25 protein-coding genes are annotated in these 21,597 nt (G+C 73.3%); 10 read left to right on the top strand and 15 right to left on the bottom strand.

The window, feature by feature from the left end; genetic code table 11:
- Nucleotides 1-66 precede the first annotated feature (66 nt).
- From DMB42_RS26755 to DMB42_RS26745, 3 genes are all read left to right on the top strand, one after another.
- Nucleotides 67-552, top strand: a complete 486-nt coding sequence (locus DMB42_RS26755) for a DUF4232 domain-containing protein (RefSeq protein ID WP_125637795.1) — start codon at nt 67-69, stop codon at nt 550-552.
- Nucleotides 553-817: 265 nt separating this feature from the next.
- Nucleotides 818-1,090, top strand: a complete 273-nt coding sequence (locus DMB42_RS26750) for a hypothetical protein (RefSeq protein ID WP_125637794.1) — start codon at nt 818-820, stop codon at nt 1,088-1,090.
- Nucleotides 1,087-1,356 carry a type II toxin-antitoxin system RelE/ParE family toxin gene (locus DMB42_RS26745; protein WP_125637793.1) on the top strand — a complete coding sequence of 90 codons (270 nt, stop codon included), beginning with the start codon at nt 1,087-1,089 and terminating at the stop codon, nt 1,354-1,356. The genes DMB42_RS26750 and DMB42_RS26745 overlap by 4 nt, the downstream gene beginning before the upstream one ends.
- Here DMB42_RS26745 and DMB42_RS26740 read toward each other — a convergent pair.
- From DMB42_RS26740 to DMB42_RS26725, 4 genes are all read right to left on the bottom strand, one after another.
- Nucleotides 1,333-2,178, bottom strand: a complete 846-nt coding sequence (locus tag DMB42_RS26740) for an FkbM family methyltransferase (protein WP_125637792.1) — start codon at nt 2,176-2,178, stop codon at nt 1,333-1,335. The genes DMB42_RS26745 and DMB42_RS26740 overlap by 24 nt on opposite strands.
- A 27-nt stretch (nt 2,179-2,205) precedes the next feature.
- Complete coding sequence (locus tag DMB42_RS26735; RefSeq protein ID WP_125637791.1) at nt 2,206-3,579, bottom strand: hypothetical protein; 1,374 nt, start codon at nt 3,577-3,579, stop codon at nt 2,206-2,208.
- A 152-nt stretch (nt 3,580-3,731) separates the two neighbouring features.
- Entirely contained in the window at nt 3,732-4,304 is a 573-nt protein-coding gene (locus tag DMB42_RS26730; RefSeq protein WP_125637790.1) for a dienelactone hydrolase family protein, read from the bottom strand.
- Nucleotides 4,305-4,475: 171 nt separating this feature from the next.
- On the bottom strand, nt 4,476-5,339 hold the full coding sequence (locus DMB42_RS26725; protein WP_125637789.1) for a TetR/AcrR family transcriptional regulator: 864 nt from the start codon (nt 5,337-5,339) through the stop codon (nt 4,476-4,478).
- Between the two features lie 63 nt (nt 5,340-5,402).
- On the opposite strand from DMB42_RS26725, the gene DMB42_RS26720 reads away from it, so the two are divergent.
- Entirely contained in the window at nt 5,403-7,130 is a 1,728-nt protein-coding gene (locus DMB42_RS26720) for a right-handed parallel beta-helix repeat-containing protein (RefSeq protein ID WP_125637788.1), read from the top strand.
- A 22-nt stretch (nt 7,131-7,152) separates the two neighbouring features.
- Here DMB42_RS26720 and DMB42_RS26715 read toward each other — a convergent pair whose 3' ends face one another.
- The gene (locus tag DMB42_RS26715) at nt 7,153-7,470 is read right to left on the bottom strand and encodes a MarR family transcriptional regulator (protein WP_125637787.1); all 318 of its coding nucleotides are present in this window, start codon (nt 7,468-7,470) and stop codon (nt 7,153-7,155) included.
- 227 nt (nt 7,471-7,697) lie between these two features.
- Between DMB42_RS26715 and DMB42_RS26710 the strand changes: the two genes are divergently transcribed.
- Both DMB42_RS26710 and DMB42_RS26705 read left to right on the top strand, forming a co-directional pair.
- Nucleotides 7,698-8,081: an STAS domain-containing protein gene (locus DMB42_RS26710; protein WP_125637786.1), complete on the top strand. Its 384-nt coding sequence runs from the start codon at nt 7,698-7,700 to the stop codon at nt 8,079-8,081.
- Nucleotides 8,081-8,467: an STAS domain-containing protein gene (locus tag DMB42_RS26705; RefSeq protein WP_125637785.1), complete on the top strand. Its 387-nt coding sequence runs from the start codon at nt 8,081-8,083 to the stop codon at nt 8,465-8,467. The genes DMB42_RS26710 and DMB42_RS26705 overlap by 1 nt, the downstream gene beginning before the upstream one ends.
- Before the next feature lie 64 nt (nt 8,468-8,531).
- Here the strand turns inward: DMB42_RS26705 and DMB42_RS26700 are convergent, their stop codons facing one another.
- Genes DMB42_RS26700 through DMB42_RS26690 form a run of 3 tightly spaced genes read right to left on the bottom strand, consistent with a single transcriptional unit; the run spans nt 8,532 to nt 11,006 of the window.
- Nucleotides 8,532-9,092: a YciI family protein gene (locus DMB42_RS26700; protein WP_125637784.1), complete on the bottom strand. Its 561-nt coding sequence runs from the start codon at nt 9,090-9,092 to the stop codon at nt 8,532-8,534.
- A gap of 43 nt (nt 9,093-9,135) precedes the next feature.
- A complete protein-coding gene (locus DMB42_RS26695) occupies nt 9,136-10,308 on the bottom strand; it encodes a macrolide family glycosyltransferase (protein WP_221762355.1) in 1,173 nt (390 codons plus the stop codon).
- 50 nt (nt 10,309-10,358) lie between these two features.
- Complete coding sequence (locus DMB42_RS26690) at nt 10,359-11,006, bottom strand: CatB-related O-acetyltransferase (protein ID WP_125637783.1); 648 nt, start codon at nt 11,004-11,006, stop codon at nt 10,359-10,361.
- A 95-nt stretch (nt 11,007-11,101) separates the two neighbouring features.
- On the opposite strand from DMB42_RS26690, the gene DMB42_RS26685 reads away from it, so the two are divergent.
- A complete protein-coding gene (locus tag DMB42_RS26685) occupies nt 11,102-11,740 on the top strand; it encodes a TetR/AcrR family transcriptional regulator (protein WP_125637782.1) in 639 nt (212 codons plus the stop codon).
- Between the two features lie 10 nt (nt 11,741-11,750).
- On the opposite strand, the gene DMB42_RS26680 is transcribed toward DMB42_RS26685, so the two are convergent.
- Together DMB42_RS26680 and DMB42_RS26675 are read right to left on the bottom strand one after the other, a co-directional pair.
- Nucleotides 11,751-12,113: a hypothetical protein gene (locus DMB42_RS26680; protein WP_221762352.1), complete on the bottom strand. Its 363-nt coding sequence runs from the start codon at nt 12,111-12,113 to the stop codon at nt 11,751-11,753.
- Nucleotides 12,110-12,697 carry a PadR family transcriptional regulator gene (locus tag DMB42_RS26675; RefSeq protein ID WP_125637781.1) on the bottom strand — a complete coding sequence of 196 codons (588 nt, stop codon included), beginning with the start codon at nt 12,695-12,697 and terminating at the stop codon, nt 12,110-12,112. The genes DMB42_RS26680 and DMB42_RS26675 overlap by 4 nt, the downstream gene beginning before the upstream one ends.
- An 81-nt stretch (nt 12,698-12,778) precedes the next feature.
- Here DMB42_RS26675 and DMB42_RS26670 point away from each other — a divergent pair, with 81 nt between their 5' ends.
- Entirely contained in the window at nt 12,779-14,104 is a 1,326-nt protein-coding gene (locus tag DMB42_RS26670) for a carotenoid oxygenase family protein (RefSeq protein ID WP_125637780.1), read from the top strand.
- Here the strand turns inward: DMB42_RS26670 and DMB42_RS26665 are convergent.
- Nucleotides 14,101-14,562, bottom strand: a complete 462-nt coding sequence (locus DMB42_RS26665; protein WP_125637779.1) for an SgcJ/EcaC family oxidoreductase — start codon at nt 14,560-14,562, stop codon at nt 14,101-14,103. The two genes, DMB42_RS26670 and DMB42_RS26665, sit on opposite strands and share 4 nt — an antisense overlap.
- 139 nt (nt 14,563-14,701) lie before the next feature.
- Here DMB42_RS26665 and DMB42_RS26660 point away from each other — a divergent pair, with 139 nt between their 5' ends.
- On the top strand, nt 14,702-15,127 hold the full coding sequence (locus DMB42_RS26660) for a MerR family transcriptional regulator (protein WP_125637778.1): 426 nt from the start codon (nt 14,702-14,704) through the stop codon (nt 15,125-15,127).
- Between the two features lie 127 nt (nt 15,128-15,254).
- On the top strand, nt 15,255-16,445 hold the full coding sequence (locus DMB42_RS26655; protein WP_260477965.1) for a MalY/PatB family protein: 1,191 nt from the start codon (nt 15,255-15,257) through the stop codon (nt 16,443-16,445).
- 50 nt (nt 16,446-16,495) lie between these two features.
- Here the strand turns inward: DMB42_RS26655 and menC are convergent, their stop codons facing one another.
- Genes menC through DMB42_RS26635 form a run of 4 tightly spaced genes read right to left on the bottom strand, consistent with a single transcriptional unit; the run spans nt 16,496 to nt 21,596 of the window.
- Nucleotides 16,496-17,617 (bottom strand): o-succinylbenzoate synthase, encoded by a 1,122-nt coding sequence (gene menC, locus DMB42_RS26650; protein ID WP_125637777.1) that lies wholly within the window; start codon nt 17,615-17,617, stop codon nt 16,496-16,498.
- Nucleotides 17,614-18,366 carry a GNAT family N-acetyltransferase gene (locus DMB42_RS26645; protein ID WP_125637776.1) on the bottom strand — a complete coding sequence of 251 codons (753 nt, stop codon included), beginning with the start codon at nt 18,364-18,366 and terminating at the stop codon, nt 17,614-17,616. Before DMB42_RS26645 ends, menC begins: the two co-directional genes overlap by 4 nt.
- A 54-nt stretch (nt 18,367-18,420) precedes the next feature.
- Entirely contained in the window at nt 18,421-20,010 is a 1,590-nt protein-coding gene (locus tag DMB42_RS26640; RefSeq protein ID WP_125637775.1) for a CdaR family transcriptional regulator, read from the bottom strand.
- Nucleotides 20,007-21,596, bottom strand: coding sequence for an amidohydrolase family protein (locus tag DMB42_RS26635; protein ID WP_260477964.1), 1,590 nt, complete (start codon nt 21,594-21,596; stop codon nt 20,007-20,009). The genes DMB42_RS26640 and DMB42_RS26635 overlap by 4 nt, the downstream gene beginning before the upstream one ends.
- Nucleotide 21,597 lies beyond the last annotated feature (1 nt).

The raw sequence follows: 21,597 nt of genomic DNA, 5'->3' as shown, positions 1-21,597 counted from the left end.
GGTCCCGCCCGGCGAGCGCGGCGGGCCGGTCATAACTTTCGCCGCGTTCCCGGCGTCCAACAAGACATGAGACGCTTCACCACCGCCACGATCGTGGCCGGGCTGCTGCTGGCGGGCGGGGCCGCGCCGGCGCTGGCCGGCGAGTCCGCCGCCGCCCCCCGCTGCACGGCCGCCCAGCTCCAGGTACGCCTGGGCGCGGTCGACGCCGGCGCCGGCAACCGGAACGCGCCGCTGGTGTTCACCAACCGCTCGCGCACCGCCTGCACGCTCTACGGCCATCCCGGCCTGATCATGATCGACAAGCAGGGCGACACCCTCCGCACCCGCGTCCGCCGGACCACCGGCCCCAAGCGCCAGGTGACGGTCAAACCGGGCGCCACCGCCCGTACGTCGCTCCACTGGACGGTCATCGAGACCGGCGACGAGAAGAACTGCCCGAGCCCGTCCCGCCTGCTGGTCATCCCGCCGGACGAGCAGTCGTACGTGAACGTGCCGTTCGCGGCCGGCCCGGTCTGCGACGGCGGGCGGCTCGACGTCACCCCGCTGACCTGAACCCCGGGCGGGGCGGTCAGAGCAGCCTGTTGACCACGACCGTCAACACGATCGACAACAACAGCGAGATCAGGATCATCACCAGGCAGCCCGCCCAGCCGCCCAGCGGTCGCACCTCCCAGTCCCCGAACCTCATCCCGTGTCCCTACCCGGACCGGACGGGTTCGTGCGCGGGCCGGCCGCGACCGCTTCGGAGCTCTGAAGTCCGGGTACAGGCCTTAAGCTGGAGGAACCGCAAGGCCCGTGAACGGAGAGCCATCCGCGAATGAGAAAGCGCACGTTGCGGATCCCCGCCACCGCCGCCGCCCTCCAGGAGGCCGTCGAGCAGGCGGCGGCGGGAGAGGTCGTCCTGCTGGAGGACTCCGGCCGTCTGGTGGCCGCCGTCGTTCCCTTCGAGGTGGCCGCCGCCGGTGTCGACGCGCTCCATGAGGCCGGCGACGCCGCCGACCGCCTGCGGGGCCTGCGGCTGATCGCGGAGCTCGGCGCCGGCATGGAGACGACGCGGCTCAGCGACCTGCGCCGCGAGCTCGCGTCATGAAGGGCTATCACGAGATCCAGCTCGCGTCGCCCGCCGTACGCGAGCTGCGTTCCCTGCACGCCTGCGACCCGACGGCCGCCGCGTTCGTCCTCGACTGGCTGGAGTACGTGTCCACCGACCTGGAATCGGGCGCGCTGCGGACGCTCGACAAGGAGGCGGGGCTGCTGAAGGCGGAGATGGGCGACTTCGATGCCTTGTGCTGGATACGTCCCGAGGAGATGAGCCTCGTGGTCCTCACCGTCTCAAGGCGTCGTCACCCAGCGTGAGGCCGCGTCCTCGTTCGCCCGGTCGGCGAAGTCGAGGACGTCCCGCAGCCGCCGCACTCCGGCCGGCTCGGCGTAGATGTAGGGGCACATGTCCGACCGCGTCATCTTCGACCGCTGGTAGAGCGAGAAGTCGCACCACGTGTAGTCGTGCCGGGTGAGCTGCTCGATCACCTCCGCCCTTATGCCCTCGCCGTACATGGAGTCGTGCATCTCGATCAGGAGGGCCGGCCGGTGGCGGGCGATCGTCTCGTACGCGCCCGCCAGCGCCTTTCCCTCGTGCCCCTCGACGTCCATCTTGACGAGCCCGATCCGTTCCGGCGAGCGGGCCGCCACGTCGTCGATCGGCAGGGCGTGCACCTCGCCGAGGAAGGCGCCGTACCCGTCCTGGCCGGAGTGGAGCATGGAGGTGTCGCAGTCGGCGGGGACGGTCGCCGGCTCGCCGGGAGCCAGCGTGCGCGTGCAGGGGCCCGCGGTGACGTCGTAGGGATCCCAGAGCCGCAGCCGCGCCCGGGACGCGTGCGCGGCCACGGGGTGGACGTCGACGTTGCCGACGTCGTTGAGCCGCAGGTTCAGGGTCAGGCCGTGCAGGGCGACCGGGTTCGGCTCGATGGCGATGACCTTCGTGAAGTCCCTGGCCATGCGGAGGGCGTAGTGGCCGACGTGGGCGCCGACGTCGAGGAACGCGGAACCCGGCGCGGCGAAGGACCGCATGAGCCGCCAGATGTCCTGCTCGTGCGGCCCCGGTCCGACCCGGTCACCGCTGGACGGCCTGAGCGCCCAGGTGAATCCGTCGCGGCGCAGGAGGGCGGGTGTTGTCGACATCGGAGCTCCCGGGGAAGTGTGCCGCGCTCACCGGCTCGTGATCGATCTCGCGTCGGAGGAGATCCAGTTCCGGTGCGGGTAGAAGTTCCTGAGGTCCCGCATGCGTGCGGAGTCCGCGAAGAACACGAACTCGATGTTGGCGCGCCGCAGCACGCTGGTCTTCGTCTCCTCGCCCATCATGCCCCCGACCAGCGGCACCGCGTTGATCGCCACCTCGGTGAGCGTGGACAGGCCGCTCACCGCGAACCGTTCGGCGACCTTGGCGAGCCGGGGCATCTTCCCGCGCAGGAAGATGCCGAGGCGCGTGGGCCGGACGGTCAGGTGGGGCCGCGTCGCCCGGATGTGGTCGCAGACACGCTGCCAGTAGTCGGCGGCGCAGTCGGCCAGGGCCGCGGCCAGCGCGTCGTCCACGTCGCGGGCGTCGGAGACCTCCAGGTAGGACTGGATCTCGAACAGCTCCCTGGCCTGTTCGCGCAGCTCGACGATCTCCTCGAAGCGGAGCATGGCGAGCAGGTCGGGCGGCGGGCCCTCGACCATGCGGTAGGCCGTCTCGACGAGCTCCTCCGGGTCGAGGCGAGCACCTGGCTGCCCGCGCTCGAGCCGCCCGTCGGTGAGGACGGCCTCGGCGAGCCCTGTGCCGTCCTCGGAGTTCCAGTCGGATCCCATGATCCTCGCGTTGAACGCGCGTGCGTGCGCGGTCTCGTCGAAGAGGCCGTGGATCTGGATCAGTTCGCTGCTGACCGGCAGCCCGGATTCGTGGAGCAGGGCGAAGATCGGCGTGTGCGAGAAGCGTGGCCTGGCCAGGATCTCGTCGTACCGTCTTCGCAGCTCGATCGGCTGTGCCGACAGCAGGGCGGTCAGCACCGAGTCGGGCGAGTTCGCCGCGTCGCGGACCTGCCGCATGAAGTCGTCCTTGGCGCTGACGTAGTCGTAGCGGACGACGACGGGACCGTCGCCGGTGAGAATCCCGTCGAGCTCCTCGATCATCTCGTTGCGGGCGACCGAGATCGGCGAGATGACCCAGCCCTTGCCGTCCGGGCTGTTCCGCTTCCAGCTCTCCAGCACCTCGGCCAGGGAGTCGCACGCATCGAGGCGGTCCTCCCGGTAGAGGTAGTTGTGGGAACGCAGCCCGACCGCCACGACCCCCGCCGCGATGAGGTGCCTGAGCAGCCGGTAGAAGTTGTTCTCCCGCAGGTCGGACCTGCTGAAGTCGCCCACGACCCGGGGGTTGTCCACGAGCTGCGTGTCGTGGACGTAGACCCGCTCGTTGAACAGCGCCCCGAACACCAGCAGGGCCCGCAACTGCATGGTGGAGCTGATTCCAGCCCAGATCGGTTCGAGAGCGGCGAACTGGGACGTGGCGCGCATGGCGTCGATGGAGCGGGGGTCATCGCGCTTCATCTCTCCGAGATACCACCCTTCAGCGGCCACCACAGCTAAGACAAGCACAGCCGGGTACCGCAGGGAAGGTCGTCGCCGAGAGTGGGCCACGTCGCGGGACCGTCCTGGGACGGACGTGGGACGGACGTGGGACGGACGTGGGAGAGGTCCTGTCAGAGGTCGGCGAGAAAGTCGAGGGCCACGGCCCAGGCGCGTTCGGCGGCCTCGGCGTCGTGGTCGGGCAGGTCGGGGTCGGTGAACAGGTGGCCGACGCCCGGGTAGCGGAAGACCTCCACGTCGGCCCGTGCCCGGCGCATCCGCAGGTACCAGGCGTTCAGCCAGTCGGCGGGCTCGTAGAAGTCGGGGTCGGCCACGTGGAGCTGGACCGGCAGGTCGTCGGCGGAGACGTCCTCGGCCATGTCGGAGGTGCCGTGCATGAGCAGCAGGCCCCGGGCGCGCTCGTCGCCGAGGGCGAGGTTCTGGGCGACGGCGGCGCCGAGCGAGAAGCCGGCGTAGACCAGGCCGTCGGCGGACAGCGGGGCGGCCGCGGCTATGGCCCGCCGCAGCAGTTCCTCGCGGCCGATCTCCTCCTTGATGGCGATCCCGGCTTCGGGCGTGTCCACGACGCGGCCGTCGTACAGGTCGGGGACGTGCACCTCGTGCCCCGCCGCACGGAGCCGGTCGGCGGCCTGGTGGACGGCGGGCCGCAGGCCGTACATCGAGTGGAGGAGGAGGATCCGCGCCATACGCGCAGCTTAGCGACCTCGCCACGGCTCCCGCGCCCATCACCCGCCCGCCACGACTCCCGCCCTCAGCCACCCCGTTGCCCGGCAGCCCGGCGAACGGCGAGCCCCGATCCGGGGCCGTCGGACCGGGGCCGTCGGAGTCGTCGGCCCCGGGGCGGGCGCCGGGTTGGGTCAGTCCGCCGATCTGCGCTTGCGGTAGGCGCGTTGTTGGCAGGCTCGTGAGCAGTAGACGCGGGGGCGGCCCGAGGGGGCGGTTTCCAGTGGTGTGCCGCACTCGGGGCATCTTTCGTCACGACTTTCGTCACGCCCCCGGATCAGCACCTCGACGCCGTCCAGGAGGCGGCGCAGGCCGAACGTGAAGGAGTCCTCCGGCTCGTCCCAGCCGCCCGTCTCCCACAGGCGCGAGAGGGCGGGATAGCGGTCGAGGCGTTCGTACAGGGAGTCGCGGGCGCCCCACCACTCCTGCTCGGACACGCCGCTGCGGCCTTCCTCGCGCCGGGTCTCGGCCCGGAGCAGCGCCTCGGCGTCCACGAACCGGCCGAGCAGGCCGACCACCGCGACCACCTCGGACGGCCGCAGCGCGGTGCCGGTCAGCGCGCCGAGCATGTGGTCGTAGTGGGCGACCGCGTTCGGGCCCGGCAGGTGGCGGGAGCCGCGCACCTCGGCCAGCCACGGGTGGCGCATGCGGAGCTCCCACGCCCGCCAGGCCGCCTCCTCCAGCCGCCCCCGCCAGCCACCGCCGGCGTCCGGGGCGGCGTCCGGGGCGGTGGCGAGGGCTTCGCCCAGCACTTCGTCGCGCATCAGGTCCACGAGCTGGTCGCGGCCGGGTACGTGGCGGTAGAGGGACATGGTCGTGAAGCCCAGCCGGTCGGCGACCTTGCGCATCGACAACCCTTCCAGGCCCTCGGCGTCGGCCAGCTCGACCGCGGCCCGCACGATCCGGCCCAGGCTGAGGCCGGGCCGCGGCTCCCGTTCCGCGTCCCGCCACAGCAGCTCGATCCCGTGGTCCGGGTCCCCCGCCACACCTCGCGCCATTGGCACCTCCCTCGTTTATGGTGTATTACTCCGTGTACGCCATAAACAGCAAAGGGGATACCTGTGTTCCACTTCCATGTCGCACCCGGCGGGGACGACTCCTGGCCCGGCTCCCTCGAACGCCCCTTCGCCACCCTCGAACGCGCCCGCGAGGCCGCTCGTGAGGCCGCCGGGGAGTCCGGCGGGGAGTCCGTCGTCCACCTCAGGGGCGGCGTCCACGTGCTGGGCGAGCCTCTGGAGCTCACCGAGGCCGACTCGGGCACCGTCTACCAGGCGTACGGCCACGGCACCCCCGACCAGGAGGACGCCGTCCTGAGCGGCGGCCGGACGATCACCGGCTGGCAGGTGAGCGACGGCGTCTGGCTGGCCGACGTCGGCGACCTGGAGACCCGCCAGCTCTACGTGGACGGCCGCCGCGCCGCCCGGGCCGGGCTCGAGGGGCTGCCCGGTTCGTCCCCGGCCGCGACCGCCACCGGCTACGTCACCGACAGCGCCGCGCCGCTGGCCTGGACCAGCCCGCGCGACGTGGAGTTCGTCCACCGCGGCGTGTACCCGTGGACCGAGTGCCGCCTGCCCGTCGCGGACGTCGCCCAAGACGGCGACCGGACCGTGATCACCATGGCGACGCCCGCCTTCGGATGGGCCGCCGAGCTGTACAACTCCACCTGGGAGGGCACCACCTCCGCCGGGCCCGGCCTGCCCACCAGGATCGAGAACGACCCGAGCTTCCTGCGCGAGCCGGGCACGTTCGTGCTCGACCGCTCACGGCCGGGCCGTCACGTGCTGCGCTACCTGCCCCTTCCCGGCGAGGACCCGGCGCGTACGCGGGTGGTCGCCCCGGCGCTGGAGACCCTGGTACGCGGGTCCGGCGCGCGGCGGGTGACCTTCCGCGGGCTGACGTTCGCCGAGGCGACCTGGTTGCGCCCGAGCCGTCCCGAGGGCTTCGTGCACTATCACGGCAGCGGCTTCTACGAGGGCGGCGGCGTCGGCGTGGCGGAGCTGGGCGAGGGGGCGTCCGTGACGTATCCCACGGCTTCCGTGACGATTCCCGCCTGCGTCACGTTCGACGACTGCTCGGACGTGGTGATCGAGGGGTGCCGGTTCACCAGGCTGGGGGCGTTCGGGCTGGGGGTGTCCGGCGGCGAGGGGCACGTCGTGCGCGGCTGCGACTTCGACACGCTCTCGGCGGGGGCCGTCGTGGTGACGGGCAGCCGGGGCACGGCGATCGAGGACAACCTGGTGCGCGGCGTCGGGCTCGAATATCCGGGATCGCCGGGGATCGCGGTGATGGGGACGTCCGGGTGTGTCATCGCGCACAACGAGGTCAGGGACGTGCCGCACTGCGGGATCACCGCCGGGCCCGGCGATGGCACCCGGATCGTACGCAACCGGACCGTCGACACCATGCAGGTGCTGGCCGACGGCGGCGGCGTGTACGTGTCGGGGCCGCAGGGCGGTTCCCACGACGACGGGGCGCTGGTGCTGGGCAACGTCATCGAGGACACCCGCACGCCGTACAACTTCGGGCTCTACACCGACTACGGCGCCTCCTGGGTGCGGGTGGAGGAGAACGTCGTCGCGCGCGCCGACAACACGGCGGTGCTGCACGTGGGCCCGCCGCTGGAGAACGTCGTCTACCGGGGCAACTTCTGGGACGCCGACCCGCTCGGCGACGACGCCCCGCCGCCCGGGGTCACGTACGAGGAGAACCGCACCATCAAGGACGCGCAGGAACTGAGCGCCGCGACCGCCGCCGTCCGCGCCCAGGCGGGTCCGCGCCGCGCCCTCTGACGGACGGACGCCCGAGCCGGGATCAGTCGTCCCGGCCGGGCCGGTCGCGGGCGATGAGCAGCTCGATCAGCAGACGGACCGGCAGCCCCGCCTCGGTCGGATGGCGGAACTGCCGGTCGAGGTCGAGGCTGTAGCGGTTGCGGCGGCCGATCCGCTCCCGGGTCAGGTAGCCGTCGTGGTAGAGGTCGGAGACGATGTTCTGCACCGCGCGCTCGGTGATGCCGATGCTGGCGGCGATGTCACGCAGCCGTACGTCGGGATCGCGGGCGATCTCCACCAGCACGCGGGCGTGATGGGTCAGGAACGTCCAGGTCGCCGGATGGTCATCAGATGCGGGCACGGTCTTCGGCGCCTTCTCTGCCTGGGCGTCCCGGACCCGCGGGGCGGCGGACAATCGTCACGTGAAGATCCTATGACGAAAACTCTTTCCTGTAACCCGCTTCGCCCCTAACCTTGGATCTGAGGCGGCTCGATGCCGTCCCGACCGGCCAGGCCCACTTGGGGATCACCGATGTCCGTCACCCAGACGTACCTTGCCGTCGCGCCGAGCGCCACGTCCAGGCCGCCATGTCGCTGCTCGACATGACCTGCCGGCCGGTCCGGGGTGGCGTCCTGGTCACGGTCTCCGGAGAGCTCGACGCCACCAACACCCACCGCCTGGCGTCCACCATCCGCGACGCCCACCGGCCCGGCCACTCCCTGATCCTCGACCTGAGCGGGCTGGCCTTCATGGACAGCAGCGGCCTGCACGTCCTGTTGCGCGCCCACGACGACGTCCGCGACCAGGGCGGGACCCTGCACCTGGCCGCCGTACGGGACATCCCGGCCCGGATCCTGCAGATCACGGGGGTGTGGGACGCGCTGAACATCCACGCCGACGTGGACGAAGCCGTCATGGCGGTCCGGGACGCCCAGGCCGACCGGCGTTCGGACGACGCGGAGCGGTTGTGATGCACCTGGCCAGCAGCCACCTGCCGGGGATCACACTGGTCACGATCGCCGGCGAGGTGGACGCCGCCTCCTCCGGCCACCTGGAGACCTACCTCGACCGGGTTCGCCGCGGCCTGGACGAGCACCTGATCATCGACGTGAGCCGGCTGGCGTTCCTGGACAGCTCCGGCCTGTCCGTCCTGCTCGCCGCCGCCACGCTGGCCCGTGCCCATGGCGCGGACGTGCATCTGGCGGGGCTGCGGCCTTCGGTGGCGCGGCTGCTGCAGATCACCGGCACCGTGGAGCTCGTGCGGATCCACGGTCATGTGAGGCAGGCGGTCGCCGCGGTGGAGGCCCGCCGGGACCCTGCGGCGTTCGGCCGCGCCGAGCCCCCCGAGGCCGTCTGACGGCCCACGTCGTCACGGGAGGCCGGCCTGTCATGACAGGCCGGTCGTCATGACAGGCCGGTCGTCACCTTCGGCCGCCGAACTGCCAGTCGTGCACCTCGACGGCGGCGTACCGGTCCGTGGTCAGGACGGCGCGCGCCGCGTCGGGGTCCGGCGCGCGGACCAGCGCCGCCGTACCGAGCCAGGCGGCGCCGTCGTCGGACAGCAGCGGCCCGTACGCGATCAGCTCGTCCCCGCCGGCCGGCGGGACGAGGTCGGCGGGCTGCCCGGCGGCCAGGCCCAGCACCAGGTACCGGTTGCCGCCCTTGCGTCCGCCGGGGAACTCCCACATGGTGCGGCCCAGCACGTTGCGCCACCGGCGCAACATCACGTCCCGGTAGACCCCGGCCTGGTAGTTGGGCTCGTCGAAGACGAACGCCCGCGCGGTGGCGAGGTCCGGCAGGTCGACGATGTGCACGCTGCCGGTGGCCGTGCCGTCATCATCGCCGCCGTCGCGGTCGAACGTCGGGCCGCGGGCGATCAGCTCCGCCTCGAACCGGTCCATGTAGGCCCAGTGGGCCTCGCCCAGCTCGGTACGCAGCGCCCCGGAGCCGGGCCGGTCACGGTGATAGCAGAAGAACTCCATGCCGTGAGTACCTACCACGAACAGCCGTGTCCCGCGCCGTCCCTCAGGGCAGCAGGCCCTCGACGAGGCCGGCCGCGCGGACGGTGCCCCCCTCGGCCCGTGCCTCGGCCTGGAGGCGCGCCAGGCGGCGGGCCACCTCCGGGTCGGCGGTCAGCTCGGCCAGGGCGGCGCGCAGGGGCTCGGCCGTCGCGTCGGCGGTGTCGAGGCGGCGGGCCATGCCCAGCTCCACCAGCCGGTCGGCGTTGGCGAACTGCTCGGCGGCCTGCGGTACGGCGATCATCGGCACCCCGGCCAGCAGGCCCTCGCAGCAGCCGCCCATGCCGGCGTGGGTGACGAACGCGTCGGCCTGGTCGAGGATCGCCCGCTGCGGCACCCAGGAGCGCACCTCGACGTTGGACGGGATCTCGCCCAGCTCCGCCACCTCGGTGTACTTGCCGATCTGCAGGACGACGTGCCAGCCGGGCAGGTCACCGAAGGCCGCCAGGCACTGGCGGTAGAACTCCGGCTGCCGCGTGTACGCCGACCCCAGGGACACCAGCAGGACCTTCTCCGCCCCGGCGGGACGGGTCCAGCCGCCCTGCGGCCCGCGCGGGTCGTGGCAGGGGCCGACGAAGGTCACGACGGCGGTGTCGACCTGGTCGGCGTGCGGTTGCATGGCCCGCGGGATCAGGGCCAGCGCCCGCGGCGGCAGGCCGGAGAAGGCGTCCACGTCGGTGGTGGCGGCCCCGGAGTCCGTGAGCCAGCGGGCGAACCTGTCCCGGTAGGCGTCGGCCCCCGGCAGTTGCCACAGCTGCGCCGCCACCTCCTCGTGGTAGCCCTTCCAGGCCACGAACGTCGGTGACAGTTGCAGCAGCGGGCGGCCCTGCGTCTCGGCCAGGGCCCGCGCGGCGTAGGCCCCGATGTCGTACAGGTAGAGGTCGGCGGGGTCGTCGTCGTAGGCGGCGCGCAACTGCGGGAGGGCCTGCACGGCGTCGTCGAGGAAGAGGCTCATCGCCGCGATGGGGTCGTCGGGCCAGTTGTTGTCGGCGACCGGCAACGTGGACGTGCACGGGACCAGCTCGGCGCCGGTGCCCGTGATCAGGTCGCCGACCGCCGGGTCGTTGGCGTACGTCACCCGGTGGCCGCGGCCCACCAGCTCGCGGACGATCTCAAGGCTCGGCAGGACGTGGCTCACGGCGGGGATGCCGATCATGGCGATGTGGGCGCGGCGGGACATGGTGGATCACTCGTTTCAGGTCTGACGGCGGAACGGGCGCGGGCGGCGCGTCACGCGCCCGGGGCGGCGGCCTCCAGGTCGGCGACGCTGCCCGACATGATCGTGCGCACGTGTTCGGTGATGTGCTCGGCGGGCCAGTCCCACCAGGCCACCGCGAGCAGCCGGGCGACGTCCTCCTTGCTGTGGCGCAGGCGGATCAGGCGGGCCGGGTTGCCGCCGACGATCCCGTAGTCGGGCACGTCGGAGGTGACGACGGACCCGGCGCCGATGATCGCGCCGTGCCCGATCCGTACGCCGGGCATGACCGTCGCGCCGTAGCCGAACCAGACGTCGTTGCCGACGACGGTGTCACCGCGGTTGGGCAGGCCGGTGAGCAGGTCGAAGTGCTCGGCCCAGGAGCCGCCCATGGTGGGGAAGGGGAAGGTCGAGGGGCCGTCCATGCGGTGGTTGGCGCCGTTCATGATGAACCGCACCCCGGTGCCCAGGGCGCAGAACCTGCCGATGACCAGCTTCTCCGGGCCGTAGTGGTAGAGCACGTTGCGGGTCTCGAACGCGGTCGGATCGTCCGGGTCGTCGTAGTAGGAGTACTCCCCCACCTCGATCAGCGGGGACGTGACCAGCGGCCGGAGCAGCACGACCCGCGGCTGGCCGGGCATGGGGTGCACGACGGTGGGGTCGGCGGGGACGTGGGCGTTCATGGAGCGTTTCCCTTCGTGAACCGCCGTTAATGCGACAACTTCTACATTAAGATGGTGTCATGATGCTGTCCGCGTAGCAAACCGGAAAGGGAGCCATGACGTCCGCGAGTCCGTCGCCGGCCCGGCGCAGCCGCCCGGGTGGCCGTACCGGTCGCATTCGAGCGCAAGTTCTCGACGCGGTCCGCGCCGAGCTCGCGGAGCACGGCTTCGACGGGCTGACCCTCGACGCCGTCGCGGCCCGCGCGGGCGTCCACCGCGCGACGGTCTACCGGCGCTGGCGGGACGTCGGCGGCCTGCTCGCCGACGTCCTGGAGGCGACGGGCGACGACGACTGGCAGCCCGAGGACACCGGTTCCCTGCTCGGCGACCTCTCGGCGCTCAACCACGAGAACCAGGCGGCCCTGACCGAGCAGCCGTCGATGGCGGCGGCGCTGATCGCCGCGTCGTTCCGTTCGGAGGAGGCGGCGCGCGGCGTGCGGCGGCTCTGGGAGGACCGCTACACCCGCTGCGAGGTCATCGTCCGGCGGGCCGTCGAGCGCGGCGAACTCCCGCCGCACACCGACGCGCGACGGCTGCTGGTCGCCGCCGTCGCGCCGCTCTACCACCACCTGGTGTTGTTGCGTACGCCGCCCGACCCGGACCTGCCTGACCAGGCGGCCAGGACGGCCGTGCTCGCCGCGTCCGCGGGCGCGTTCGCCGTCACCGAGCCCCCGCCGGCTGAGGGCCCGCGGTAACCGAGGCCTTTCAGCGTCGGACGTCCTCGGCGGCCGTCCCGCTTCCGCGCAGCCACGTCCGCTCGTCGAGTTCGGACGGTTCCGGCCAGGTCGCCACCGGCAGGCGCGGCAGGCCGTGGAGCGGGGCGACGCAGTCGTTGGCGTCGTCCATCCAGGTCGTGGCCCAGACCAGGTCGCACGGCAGCGCCTTCAGCCGGGGCCCGTGCGCGGGGTCGACCCTGGCCAGGAGCGGGTTCGCGGAGGCCGTACGGAAGGTCGGATGCCCGCCCGGGACCGGGCCGAACGGGATGAGCGGCCCGTCGACGTCGAGGAAGAGCAGCGGGCGCCGGGCGGGACCCGCAGGGCTGGGCGGCGTCGCCGCGCCCGGGGTCACGAGTCCGCCTCCGGGTGTCGCCGCCCCGGTTTGCCGGGCTTGCCGAGTTTGTCAAGTTCGCCAAGTTTGTCGAGTTCGCCGAGCGCCCAGGTGGCCCAGTCGTGGGCGGCCCGGTACTGGCGCAGCCCGTAACCGGCGGCGAGCCAGCCGAACGGGAGCCGTCCGCCGGGTGAGACCGGCGTGTCCACCGCCATCGCCGGGCCGAGCTCGGCGAGCTGCCGCTCGCTGTTGTCGGCGATCTCGCGCAGCACCGTGCGGGCGTCCTCGGGGTCGAGGGCGGACAGCAGGAAGAGCCGCAACACCGGCTCGTTGCGGACCGCGCCGCCCTTGCGGGGCGCCAGCAGCCACGCGCGCAGCTCGGCGCGCCCCGCGTCGGTGACGCCGTACGCGCGGCGCCCCCGCACCCCCTCGCCGGCGGGCTCGATCAGCCCTTCCTCGGTGAGGCGGGCCAGCTCCGGATAGATCCGGTTGTAACCGGCCTGCCAGGCATAACTTCCCAGCTCGCCCTCGAACGCCTTGGCCAGGTCGTATCCGCTCGCCGGCCCCTCCGAGAGCAGGCCGAGCAGGGCGTATCGCAGTGCCATGCGCTCACCTTACCTCTCCAAATTGACATATCCAGTTGGATAGGTAAAGACTTCGGTGCCTCACGCGACGAAGGAGCTGACATGTCCTACATGGCACCCGTGCCCGATGAGATCGACGCCCACGACCTGCCCGTGTCGGGGGCGCTGCCGCCGGAGCTGACCGGCCGTTACGTCCGCAACGGCCCCAACCCCCTGCCCGGCGAGCGACCGGGCCACTGGTTCAACGGGCACGGCATGCTGCACGGCATACGGCTGCGCGACGGCCGCGCCGAGTGGTACCGCAACCGCTGGGTCCGTACCGGCAGGCTCGCCGGGCTGCCGTACGCGCGGCCCGACGGCGGCCGCGACCTCACGGCGGTGTCGGCGAACACGCACGTGATCGAGCACGCCGGGCGCGTCCTCGCGCTGGTGGAGAACGGGCTGCCGTACCGGATCAGCCCCGACCTGGGCACGGACGGTCCCCTCGACTTCGGCGGGCGGCTGACCACCGCCATGACCGCCCACCCCAAGCAGGATCCGGCGACCGGCGAGCTGCACTTCTTCGGCTACGGCGTACGCCCGCCCTACCTCACCTACCACCGCCTGGACGCCTCGGGAGAGCTGGTGCACAGTCGCGAGGTCGCGGTCCCAGGCGGCACGATGATGCACGACTTCGCCATCACCGAGCACCACGTCGTCTGGCTCGACCTGCCCGTCACCTTCCAGCCCCACCTGGCCGGCCGGACCATGCCGTACCAGTGGGACGACGGCTACGGCGCCCGCCTGGGCGTGATGCGCCACGACCGGCCCGGCGCGCCGGTGCGCTGGTTCGACGTCGAGCCCTGCTACGTCTTCCACGTCGGCAACGCCCACGAGGACGCCTCCGGGCGCATCGTGCTCGACGCCGTCCGCTACGGCCGCGCCGACTTCACGGCCGTCTGGCGCATGGCGGGCGGCAGCGGCGATCCGGCCGCGTCCGCCTCCTTCGAGGGCTCGGCCCGCCTGCACCGCTGGATTCTCGACCCGGCCACCGGCACCGTACGGGAGCAGGCGCTCGACGAGCGCGCCGTGGAGTTCCCGACGCTCGACGACGACCGCGTCGGCCGCGCCGCGCGCTACCTCTACACCAGCGACGACTCCGCGATCGTCAAGTACGACCTCGTCGGCGGCGGCGCCGGCAGCCACCGGCTGGAGCCGGGGACGTACATCGGCGAGGCGGTGTTCGTCCCGGCCGTCCCCGGCCCGCGTGGGGAGGACGACGGCTGGCTCCTGTCCATCACCACCCGGCACGACGGCAGCGCCTCCCGCCTCCTGGTGCTCGACGCCTCGAACCTGGCGGCGGCACCGGTCGCGGCGGTCGACCTGCCCCGCGCCGTCCCGGCGGGCTTCCACGGCTCATGGATCCCGGACGTCGCACGACGCCGCTAGAGGGCGTGGGCGGCGGGCTTGCTGGCGGGCTGGAACCTGAAGGAGATGGCCTCCATGACCGCCTGGTGCTTGGTGTTCTGGAAGGCGGCGATCTTCCAGTCGCCGTCCGCCTGCCGGACCAGCGTGTACGTCTGGATCTTGTGAAGCTTGCCCGGCCTGCCCTTGTAGGTGTCGCCACGGGTGACGACGAGGGCGGTGTCGGGGCCGGCGAGGCGGATGCCGACGGTCTCACTGGCCAGCCTGGTGCCCTTGACGAAACTGTCGAACAGCGCCTGGTGGGCGTCGCCGATCTCCTTGGCGCCGATGTAGAGGGTGCCGACGTACGTGACGTAGGTGGCGTCCGGGGTGAACAGGGCGCCGTAGGCGTCCCCGTCGCCACGGCTCCAGGCGTCGGCGAGCCGGTCGAGCACGGCGGTGATGGCGGCGGCGGCGGCGGCGGCGGCGGGGATGCTGCTCATGTCGTTACCCTTCTTTCGAGCATTTGCTTCTTTGGAGATTTATCTTCTCCGAAGAAGAGGTTAGGAGAAGGGCGTGCCGGTGTCAACGTCCGGCTCCGCCCGGGGCGGCGGGCGGAGGTTCACGTAGGCTTGAGGTCATATGGATGAGCAGTTGACGATCGGCGAGCTGGCCGGACGTACCGGTGTCGCCGCCTCCGCGCTGCGCTACTGGGAAGAGCTCGGTCTGCTTCCGGAGCCGGACCGCGTCTCGGGTCAGCGGCGTTATCCGCCGTCCGCGGCCGGGCTGGTCGGCGCGATCTTGTTGCTGCGCGACGTCGGGTTCACGTTGCGCGAGGTCAAGGCATTCATCGCGGCGCGTACGGCGGCCGGTGACGGCTGGCGGGAGCTCCACCGGCGCAAGGTCGCCGAGCTCGACCAGCTCATCGCGCGGGCCCAGGCGGCGCGTACGGCCATCGCGCACAGCCTGGCCTGCCCGCACGAGGACATCTTCGACTGCTCCACCTTCGCCTGCGTGGTCGAGGCGCGCCTGGCGGGCACGCCCCTGGAAGAGGCCCACAAGCACTGACCCCGGCCGACGCCGCGCGGGTCCGGCACGGTGTCCGCCGGGCGGAGGCGACCCCCGTGAAATCGCCACTTACCGCCTGGATACCCTACCCGTCTATGGTTCAAGGCCATTTGTAAGGAAGGTGCTGTTGACCACGGACCCGCACGGCCTCCTCACCGCCTACACCACCGACGAGCTGCTCCGGCGGCGCAGCGTGAAGTGGCGTGAGTTCCCGCCGGACGTCCTGCCCATGCGCATCGCGGAGATGGACACCCCGCGCGCCGAGCCGGTCGCCGCCGCGCTGACCGCCGCCGTCGAGCGCGGCGACACCGGTTACGTGCTCCCCGGGCGGCTTCCCGAGGCGTACGCGGGCTTCGCCGACCGGCACTACGGCTGGCAGCCCGACGCCGGCGCCATCCGGCTGGTCCCGGATGTCATGTCCGGCATCGTGGAGATCCTCCAGATCGTCTCCGAGCCCGGCGACGGCGTCGTCGTCAACACCCCCGGACACCCGCCGGCCTCGTACTGGATCGACCGCGCCGGCCGCCGGGTGATCCCCAGCCCGCTGGCCTCCGGGCCGGACGGGCACCGGCTCGACCTGGACCGGCTGGAGCACGACTTCGCGTCCGGCGCGCGGGCGTACGTGCTCTGCAACCCGCACAACCCCACCGGCCTGGTTTTCACCCGGGAGGAGCTGACGGCGGTGGCGGCGCTGGCCGAGCGCTACGACGTGCGGGTCGTCACGGACGAGATCCTCGCGCCGCTCACCTACCCCGGCGCGCGGCACGTCCCGTTCCCGTCCCTCGACAACCCGGCCGCGGCGCGGTCCGTCGCGGTCGTCTCGGCCTCCAAGGCGTTCAACATCGCCGGGCTCAAGGCCGCCCTGGTGGTGCCGGGGCCGGCGGCGTACGCCGACGTGGCGGCCGTTCCTCAGGAGGTCAGCGAGGTGGCCGGGCTGATGGGCGTGCTCGCCGCCGAGGCCGCCTTCGCCCACGGCGACGCCTGGCTCGGGAACCTGCTCGCCGCCCTGGACGGCAACCGTCGCCTGCTGGCCGCCCAGCTCGCCGACCAGCTCCCCGGCGTCGGCTACCACCTGCCGCGCGCGGGCTACACGGCCTGGCTCGACTGCCGCGCGCTGGGCCTGGGCGACGACCCCGCGCAGGTGTTCCTGCGGCGGGGCAGGGTCGGCGTGGGGTCGGGGCCGAGGTTCGGGGCGGAGGGGCGCGGGTTCGTCCGGTTCAACTTCGCCACGTCGCCGGACCGGGTCGCCGAGGCCGTCAGCCGCATGGTGACCGCCCGGGACCACGCGGACGCCGGGGTGGACGAGCGGCGCGACTGAGCTCACACCGCGACCGGCCCCGGCGCTGCCGGGGCCGGTGGACGCGGTGGTCAGGGGGTGTCGGGGGTCAGGCGTTCCGGGGTGCCGCAGGTGAAGGCTTCCAGGGCGGCCGGGTCCGGCGTGACGCCGATGCCGGGGCCCTCGGGGACCGCGATGGAGTCGCCGTCCAGGACGACGGGCGCGGTGATGTCCCGCTCGTAGTAGCGGGCCGTCGCCGAGATGTCGCCGGGCAGCGTGAAGCCGGGCAGGCTGGCCAGCGCCAGGTTCGCCATCCGGCCGAGCCCGGTCTCCAGCATCCCGCCGCACCACACCGGCACGTCGGCGGCCAGGGCCAGGTCGTGGATGCGGCGGGCCTCCAGGTAGCCGCCGACCCGGCCGGGCTTGATGTTGACGATGGAACAGGCCCGCGCCCTGATCGCGGCCGTGGCGGCGCGGGCCGAGGTGATCGACTCGTCCAGGCAGATCGGGGTGTCCATCCGGGCGGCGAGGCGGGCGTGCCCGTCCAGGTCGTCGGGGGCGAAGGGCTGCTCCAGCAGGGTCAGGTCGTAGGCGTCGAGGCGGGCCAGATGGCGGGCGTCGGCGGGGGTGTAGGCGGTGTTGGCGTCGGCGGTGAGCATCAGGCCGGCGCCGAACGTCTCGCGTACGACCCGGACCGGCTCCAGGTCCCAGCCGGGTTCGATCTTGAGCTTGATCCGCGCGTAACCGGCGCTGACGTGCCGGTCCACCGTGTCGAGCAGGGCGTCGAGGCCGGTGGCGATGCCGACCGACACGCCCACGCGCACGCTGCGCCGTACGCCGCCCAGGTAGGCGGCCAGCGACAGGCCGCGGGCCTTGAGCACGGCGTCCAGGACGGCGGTCTCGACGGCGGCCTTGGCCATCGGATGCCCGCGCAGGTGCGCCAGCGCGGGCGCGACGCCGGCCGGGTCGAGGCCGGGCAGCGCGAACAGGGCGGGCAGCAGGAAACGGCGGATGAGGTCGGCCGCGCCCTCCAGGTACTCGGGGCTGTAGGTGGGCTCGTCCTCGGCCACGCACTCGCCCCAGCCCTCCTCCCCCTCGGTCCCGCGCACCCGTACCAGCAGCGCCCTGCGCACGGTCTGCGTGCCGAGCGAGGTGCGGAACGGGGTGAGGAGCGGCAGGGCGACCGTGCGCAGCTCGGCTTCGGCGATCCTCATGCCGCACGCTCCAGCACGTACCAGCCGTCCTTGGTGAAGGCGGTGATCCGGTAGCCGCAGGCGAGCGCGCCGCCCAGGGCGGCGCGCTGGGCGGCCCGCCACCGCGCGGCCTCCTCCGGCCGCTCGCGCCGCAGCCGCTCGGCGTCGGCGGGCGTGGCGCAGCGCAGTACGGCCGCGCCGCCCGGCTCGCGCGGCGTCCCGCGCTCGTCGAGGATCACCTCGGCGTCCCCGTCCCCCAGGGGCCCGGTCGCGGTCGCGGCCGGGTGTACCGGCCAGTGAGCGAACAGGCGGTCGGTGACGTCGCCGCCGTTGATGCCGTCGTTCATCGGCCCGTAGAAGTCGGGCACGTACCGCTCGGCCCGCGCGCCGAGCCTGGCCAGGTTGAAGAAGGCGTTGCGGCGTACGAGCGGGTCGAAGGTCCAGGAGATGGAGTTCAGGCCGCGTTCGGCGGCCCACTCGCGCTGGTGCGCCTTGATCGCCTGGCCGATCCCCCGGCCCTGCGCCTCGGGGGCCACGCCCACGACGTGGGAGTGCAGGCTGCCCCCCTCGGCGAGGAACCCGGACGCGGCGGCGACGAGCTCGCCGTCGAGGAAGGCGCCGCCGACGTAACCGCCGGTGTGCGCCAGGGCGCACATGAGGTCGACGGCCACCGGCGGGTCGTCGCCCGCCCTGGTGTTCCAGATGCGGCGCAGCAGCCGGTCGGCGGCCTGGAACTGGGACGTGCCGTGGAGGATGCGGAGTTCGGCCATGGGCACCAGCATTCCGCCGGGCCGCCGCCGGGGCGTTGGCGTGCAAGCCGAACTTCAGCCGCCGCTGTTTGTGCCGGACGCCCGGATCTCGGCCAGCCGGAGCTGAAGGCCCAGGACGAGCCTGACGTCGGGGTCGTCGAGCGGGATCAGCTCGCCGATGCGGCGCAGCCGGTACCTGAGCGTGTTGGGGTGCAGCGACAACGTCTCGGCCGCCCTCGGCACGTCGTAGTGGGCGACCAGCCAGACGCGCAGGCTGTGGACGTAGTCGGTGCCGTGCCCGGCGTCGTGCTCGGCCACCAGCGACAGCGGCTCGCCCGCCGGGGCGGGGCTGGCCCGCATCGAGGCCCCCGCGTCCAGCAGGAACAGTGCCGCTGCCAGCTCCTCGTGCAGGCCGACCTCGCCGCCGCCGAACGGCCCGCACATCGCGCGCAGCGCGTCGTCGGCCTGGCGGGCGCTGGCGGGGGCCTGGGCGACCGTGGGCGCGGTCCTGCCGACGCCGGCCCGCCACCGGCCGCCGAGCCGGTCGGTGATCTGCGTGAGGGTGTCGGCGGTGATGCGCCGCAGCAGCGGCGTGCCGGCCCCGGCGGCGACGACCGCGTACGTCCGGCCGTCCACGGCGCCGACGGCGGCCCTGATGCGGTAGGCGGCGTAGGCGGTGCGCAGGAGGTCGGCGGCGTGCGTGGCGGCGAAGGCGTCGGTACGGCCGCCGACCTCCCGGGTGCCGACCGCCACGACGGTGACCGGTTCCTCCGGGTGCAGGCCGAAGGAGGCGGCCAGCTCGCCGACGTGGCCGACGCCGCGCAGCAGCCAGCCCAGCCACTCGTCCCTGGTCCGGCGGGCCTTGTCGGCGGCCAGGCTGATGCGGGCCAGGTGCGGGGCGGCGGTCCTGGCCGCCTCGGCGAGCACGGCGGGGGCGTCCGGCGCGAGCGGCTCCTCGGCCTGGATGGCCCAGATCGTGCCGAGCGCCTCGCCCCTGGCGCGGACCGCGATCGCCAGTCTCGGCAGGTACTCGCGCGGCTGGTAGCTCCACACGGCCTGCTCGCAGCGCAGGACGGCGGCGTACTCCTCGGCGTTCGTCGGGTGCTCGGGGACGCGCCGGCCGAGGATGCCCTCCCTGCGCAGCTCGTCGATGGGCTGGCCGCCGATCGTGGAGTAGGCGAGCACGCGCATGGCCAGGTCCTCGATGGCCACCGCGCCGCCGACGCGCTGGGCCACCTGGTTGGCCAGCGCGAACAGGTCGCCCGCCTGGACGCCGCCGCCCAGGTCGGCCGCCGGGGCGACGAGCGCGAGCAGGGCGTCGACCAGCGCGTAGAGCTGGCCCCAGGCCAGGCCGGGCGCGGCGGCCAGCAGCGCCACGCCCGCGTCCCGCGCCGCCTCGGTCAGCGCGGCGGCGTTGCCGAGCCCGGCCCGTACGACGACCGCGCTCGCGCCCGCCCCGGCCGCGTCCTCCAGCAGGGACGGCTCCGGCCGGCCGGTGGCCAGCAGCAGCGCCCCGGCGAACGCGGTCATCGGCTCGTCGGAGCCGTGGATGACGGGCGCGCCCACCATGGCCTGGCGGCCGGACGGCAGGCACAGCGCGGTCACCGCCTCCGCGCCGAGGCTGTCGAGCAGCACGCCGAGCGTCACCCGGCCCTGGGCGCTCACGCCTGCCCCCCGCGCAGGAGGCGTCCGTGCCGGCCGCCGGTGAACTCGCCGCCGTCGATCACCATTCGGCCGCCCAGGAGCACGTGGACGACGCCCGCCGGGCGCGTCGCGGGCTCGTCGTAGGTGCCGTCGTGGCGGATGGCCTCGGGGTCGAACACACACACGTCGGCGACCGCTCCCCGCCCCAGCCAGCCCCGGTCGGCCAGGCCGAACTGGGCCGCGGTGGCCGAGCCGGCCTTGCGGATCGCCTCGGCCATCGGCACGATCCCGCGCTCGCGCACGTACGCGCCGAGGAAGGTGGGGAAGGTGCCGTACGTGCGGGGATGGTTCGGGCCGCCGGGCGGGCCGCCGTCGGAGCCGATCGACACGAGGGGATGCCGCATGATCCGCGTCACGTCGTCGTCGTGCATCGTGTGGAAGACGCCGTCGGCGTGCGGGTCGGCGATGAGCAGGTCGCACAGCGCGTCCCAGGGGTCGCGGCCGTCCAGCACGTCGGCGAGCCGGCGGCCGGTCACGGCGGCGGAGGCGTGCCGCAGGAGGTGCACGTCCTCGGGGTGCGCCTCCCGCCACAGTCCGACGCCGGTCGTGCGCCGGGGGTCCTCGGCCAGCGCGCGCAGCGCCCGCCGGGCGTCCGGGTCGGCCAGCCTCCTGACCAGCTCCGCCTCGCCGCCCTCGCAGGCCGCGGGCGGCAGCAGCGCGACCAGCCCGGTGCAGAATGCCCGGTACGGGTAGACGTCGGCCCGTACGTCCACTCCCCTGACCCGGGCGGCGGCCAGCTTGTCCAGCAACATCGCCGAGGAGCCGTGCACGGCCCGGCCCGACGCCTTGCAGTGGGAGACCTGGAGCCGTATCCCGGCCGCCGTCGCCACCTCCAGGGCCTCGTCCAGGGCGTCGGCCAGCCCCTCGCTCTCGCTGCGCAGGTGGGTGGCGTAGACGAGGTTCCGGCGCCGGGCGGCGCGGGCCAGCGCGATCAGCTCGCCGGTGGCCGCGTAGGCGCCCGGCACGTACTCCAGGCCGCTGGACAGCCCGCACGCGCCCGCCGCGAACGCCTCCTCGGCCAGCTCGGTCATCCGCGCCAGCGCGCCGGGGCGCAGCGCGGCGTCCATGCCGCAGGCGGCCGTGCGCAGCGTGTTGTGGCCGACGAGCACGGCCAGGTTGTTGGTGGTGCCCTCGCGTTCCACGGCGTCGAGGTAGCCGCCGAAGGTGGCGAACGTGTGCTCGCTGAGGACCTCCGGCGTGAAGCCCGCCGACTCCGGCGTGGCCGGCCCGCAGGAGAAACCGCAGTTGCCGACGATCTCGGTGGTGACGCCCTGCCACAACTTGAACGGCTGCGCCCCCGCCATGAACGGCACGGTGTCGGAGTGGCTGTGCGGGTCGACGAAGCCGGGCGCGACGACCAGGCCGTCGACGTCCACCACGCGGGCCGCGCGCCCGAGGTCGCGGCCGGTCGCGGTGACCCGCCCGCCGCCGATCGCCACGTCCGCGGTGCGGCCGGGCGAGCCGAACCCGTCGTGCAGGGTCCCGCCGCGCAGGATGAGGTCGTGCATGCGGTTGTGCCTTTCCCGGTACGAGGTTCGGTCGGTCATG

Source organism: Nonomuraea sp. WAC 01424 (assembly GCF_003947315.1).
In the GTDB taxonomy this organism is placed as follows: domain Bacteria; phylum Actinomycetota; class Actinomycetes; order Streptosporangiales; family Streptosporangiaceae; genus Nonomuraea; species Nonomuraea spiralis.
This window is presented reverse-complemented; position numbering and strand designations above follow the sequence as displayed.

Coding starts and splice junctions, on each gene's coding strand:
- DMB42_RS26745 (WP_125637793.1), top strand. CDS start 1,087: ATGAAGGGCTATCACGAGATCCAGCTCGCGTCGCCCGCCGTACGCGAG.
- DMB42_RS26710 (WP_125637786.1), top strand. CDS start 7,698: ATGTCGCTGCTCGACATGACCTGCCGGCCGGTCCGGGGTGGCGTCCTG.
- DMB42_RS26670 (WP_125637780.1), top strand. CDS start 12,779: ATGTCCTACATGGCACCCGTGCCCGATGAGATCGACGCCCACGACCTG.
- DMB42_RS26665 (WP_125637779.1), bottom strand. CDS start 14,562: ATGAGCAGCATCCCCGCCGCCGCCGCCGCCGCCGCCGCCATCACCGCC.
- DMB42_RS26725 (WP_125637789.1), bottom strand. CDS start 5,339: ATGGCGCGAGGTGTGGCGGGGGACCCGGACCACGGGATCGAGCTGCTG.
- DMB42_RS26690 (WP_125637783.1), bottom strand. CDS start 11,006: ATGAACGCCCACGTCCCCGCCGACCCCACCGTCGTGCACCCCATGCCC.
- DMB42_RS26755 (WP_125637795.1), top strand. CDS start 67: ATGAGACGCTTCACCACCGCCACGATCGTGGCCGGGCTGCTGCTGGCG.
- DMB42_RS26645 (WP_125637776.1), bottom strand. CDS start 18,366: ATGGCCGAACTCCGCATCCTCCACGGCACGTCCCAGTTCCAGGCCGCC.
- menC (WP_125637777.1), bottom strand. CDS start 17,617: ATGAGGATCGCCGAAGCCGAGCTGCGCACGGTCGCCCTGCCGCTCCTC.
- DMB42_RS26735 (WP_125637791.1), bottom strand. CDS start 3,579: ATGAAGCGCGATGACCCCCGCTCCATCGACGCCATGCGCGCCACGTCC.
- DMB42_RS26730 (WP_125637790.1), bottom strand. CDS start 4,304: ATGGCGCGGATCCTCCTCCTCCACTCGATGTACGGCCTGCGGCCCGCC.
- DMB42_RS26675 (WP_125637781.1), bottom strand. CDS start 12,697: ATGGCACTGCGATACGCCCTGCTCGGCCTGCTCTCGGAGGGGCCGGCG.
- DMB42_RS26740 (WP_125637792.1), bottom strand. CDS start 2,178: ATGTCGACAACACCCGCCCTCCTGCGCCGCGACGGATTCACCTGGGCG.
- DMB42_RS26660 (WP_125637778.1), top strand. CDS start 14,702: ATGGATGAGCAGTTGACGATCGGCGAGCTGGCCGGACGTACCGGTGTC.
- DMB42_RS26750 (WP_125637794.1), top strand. CDS start 818: ATGAGAAAGCGCACGTTGCGGATCCCCGCCACCGCCGCCGCCCTCCAG.
- DMB42_RS26700 (WP_125637784.1), bottom strand. CDS start 9,092: ATGGAGTTCTTCTGCTATCACCGTGACCGGCCCGGCTCCGGGGCGCTG.
- DMB42_RS26685 (WP_125637782.1), top strand. CDS start 11,102: ATGACGTCCGCGAGTCCGTCGCCGGCCCGGCGCAGCCGCCCGGGTGGC.
- DMB42_RS26695 (WP_221762355.1), bottom strand. CDS start 10,308: ATGTCCCGCCGCGCCCACATCGCCATGATCGGCATCCCCGCCGTGAGC.
- DMB42_RS26705 (WP_125637785.1), top strand. CDS start 8,081: ATGCACCTGGCCAGCAGCCACCTGCCGGGGATCACACTGGTCACGATC.
- DMB42_RS26635 (WP_260477964.1), bottom strand. CDS start 21,596: ATGACCGACCGAACCTCGTACCGGGAAAGGCACAACCGCATGCACGAC.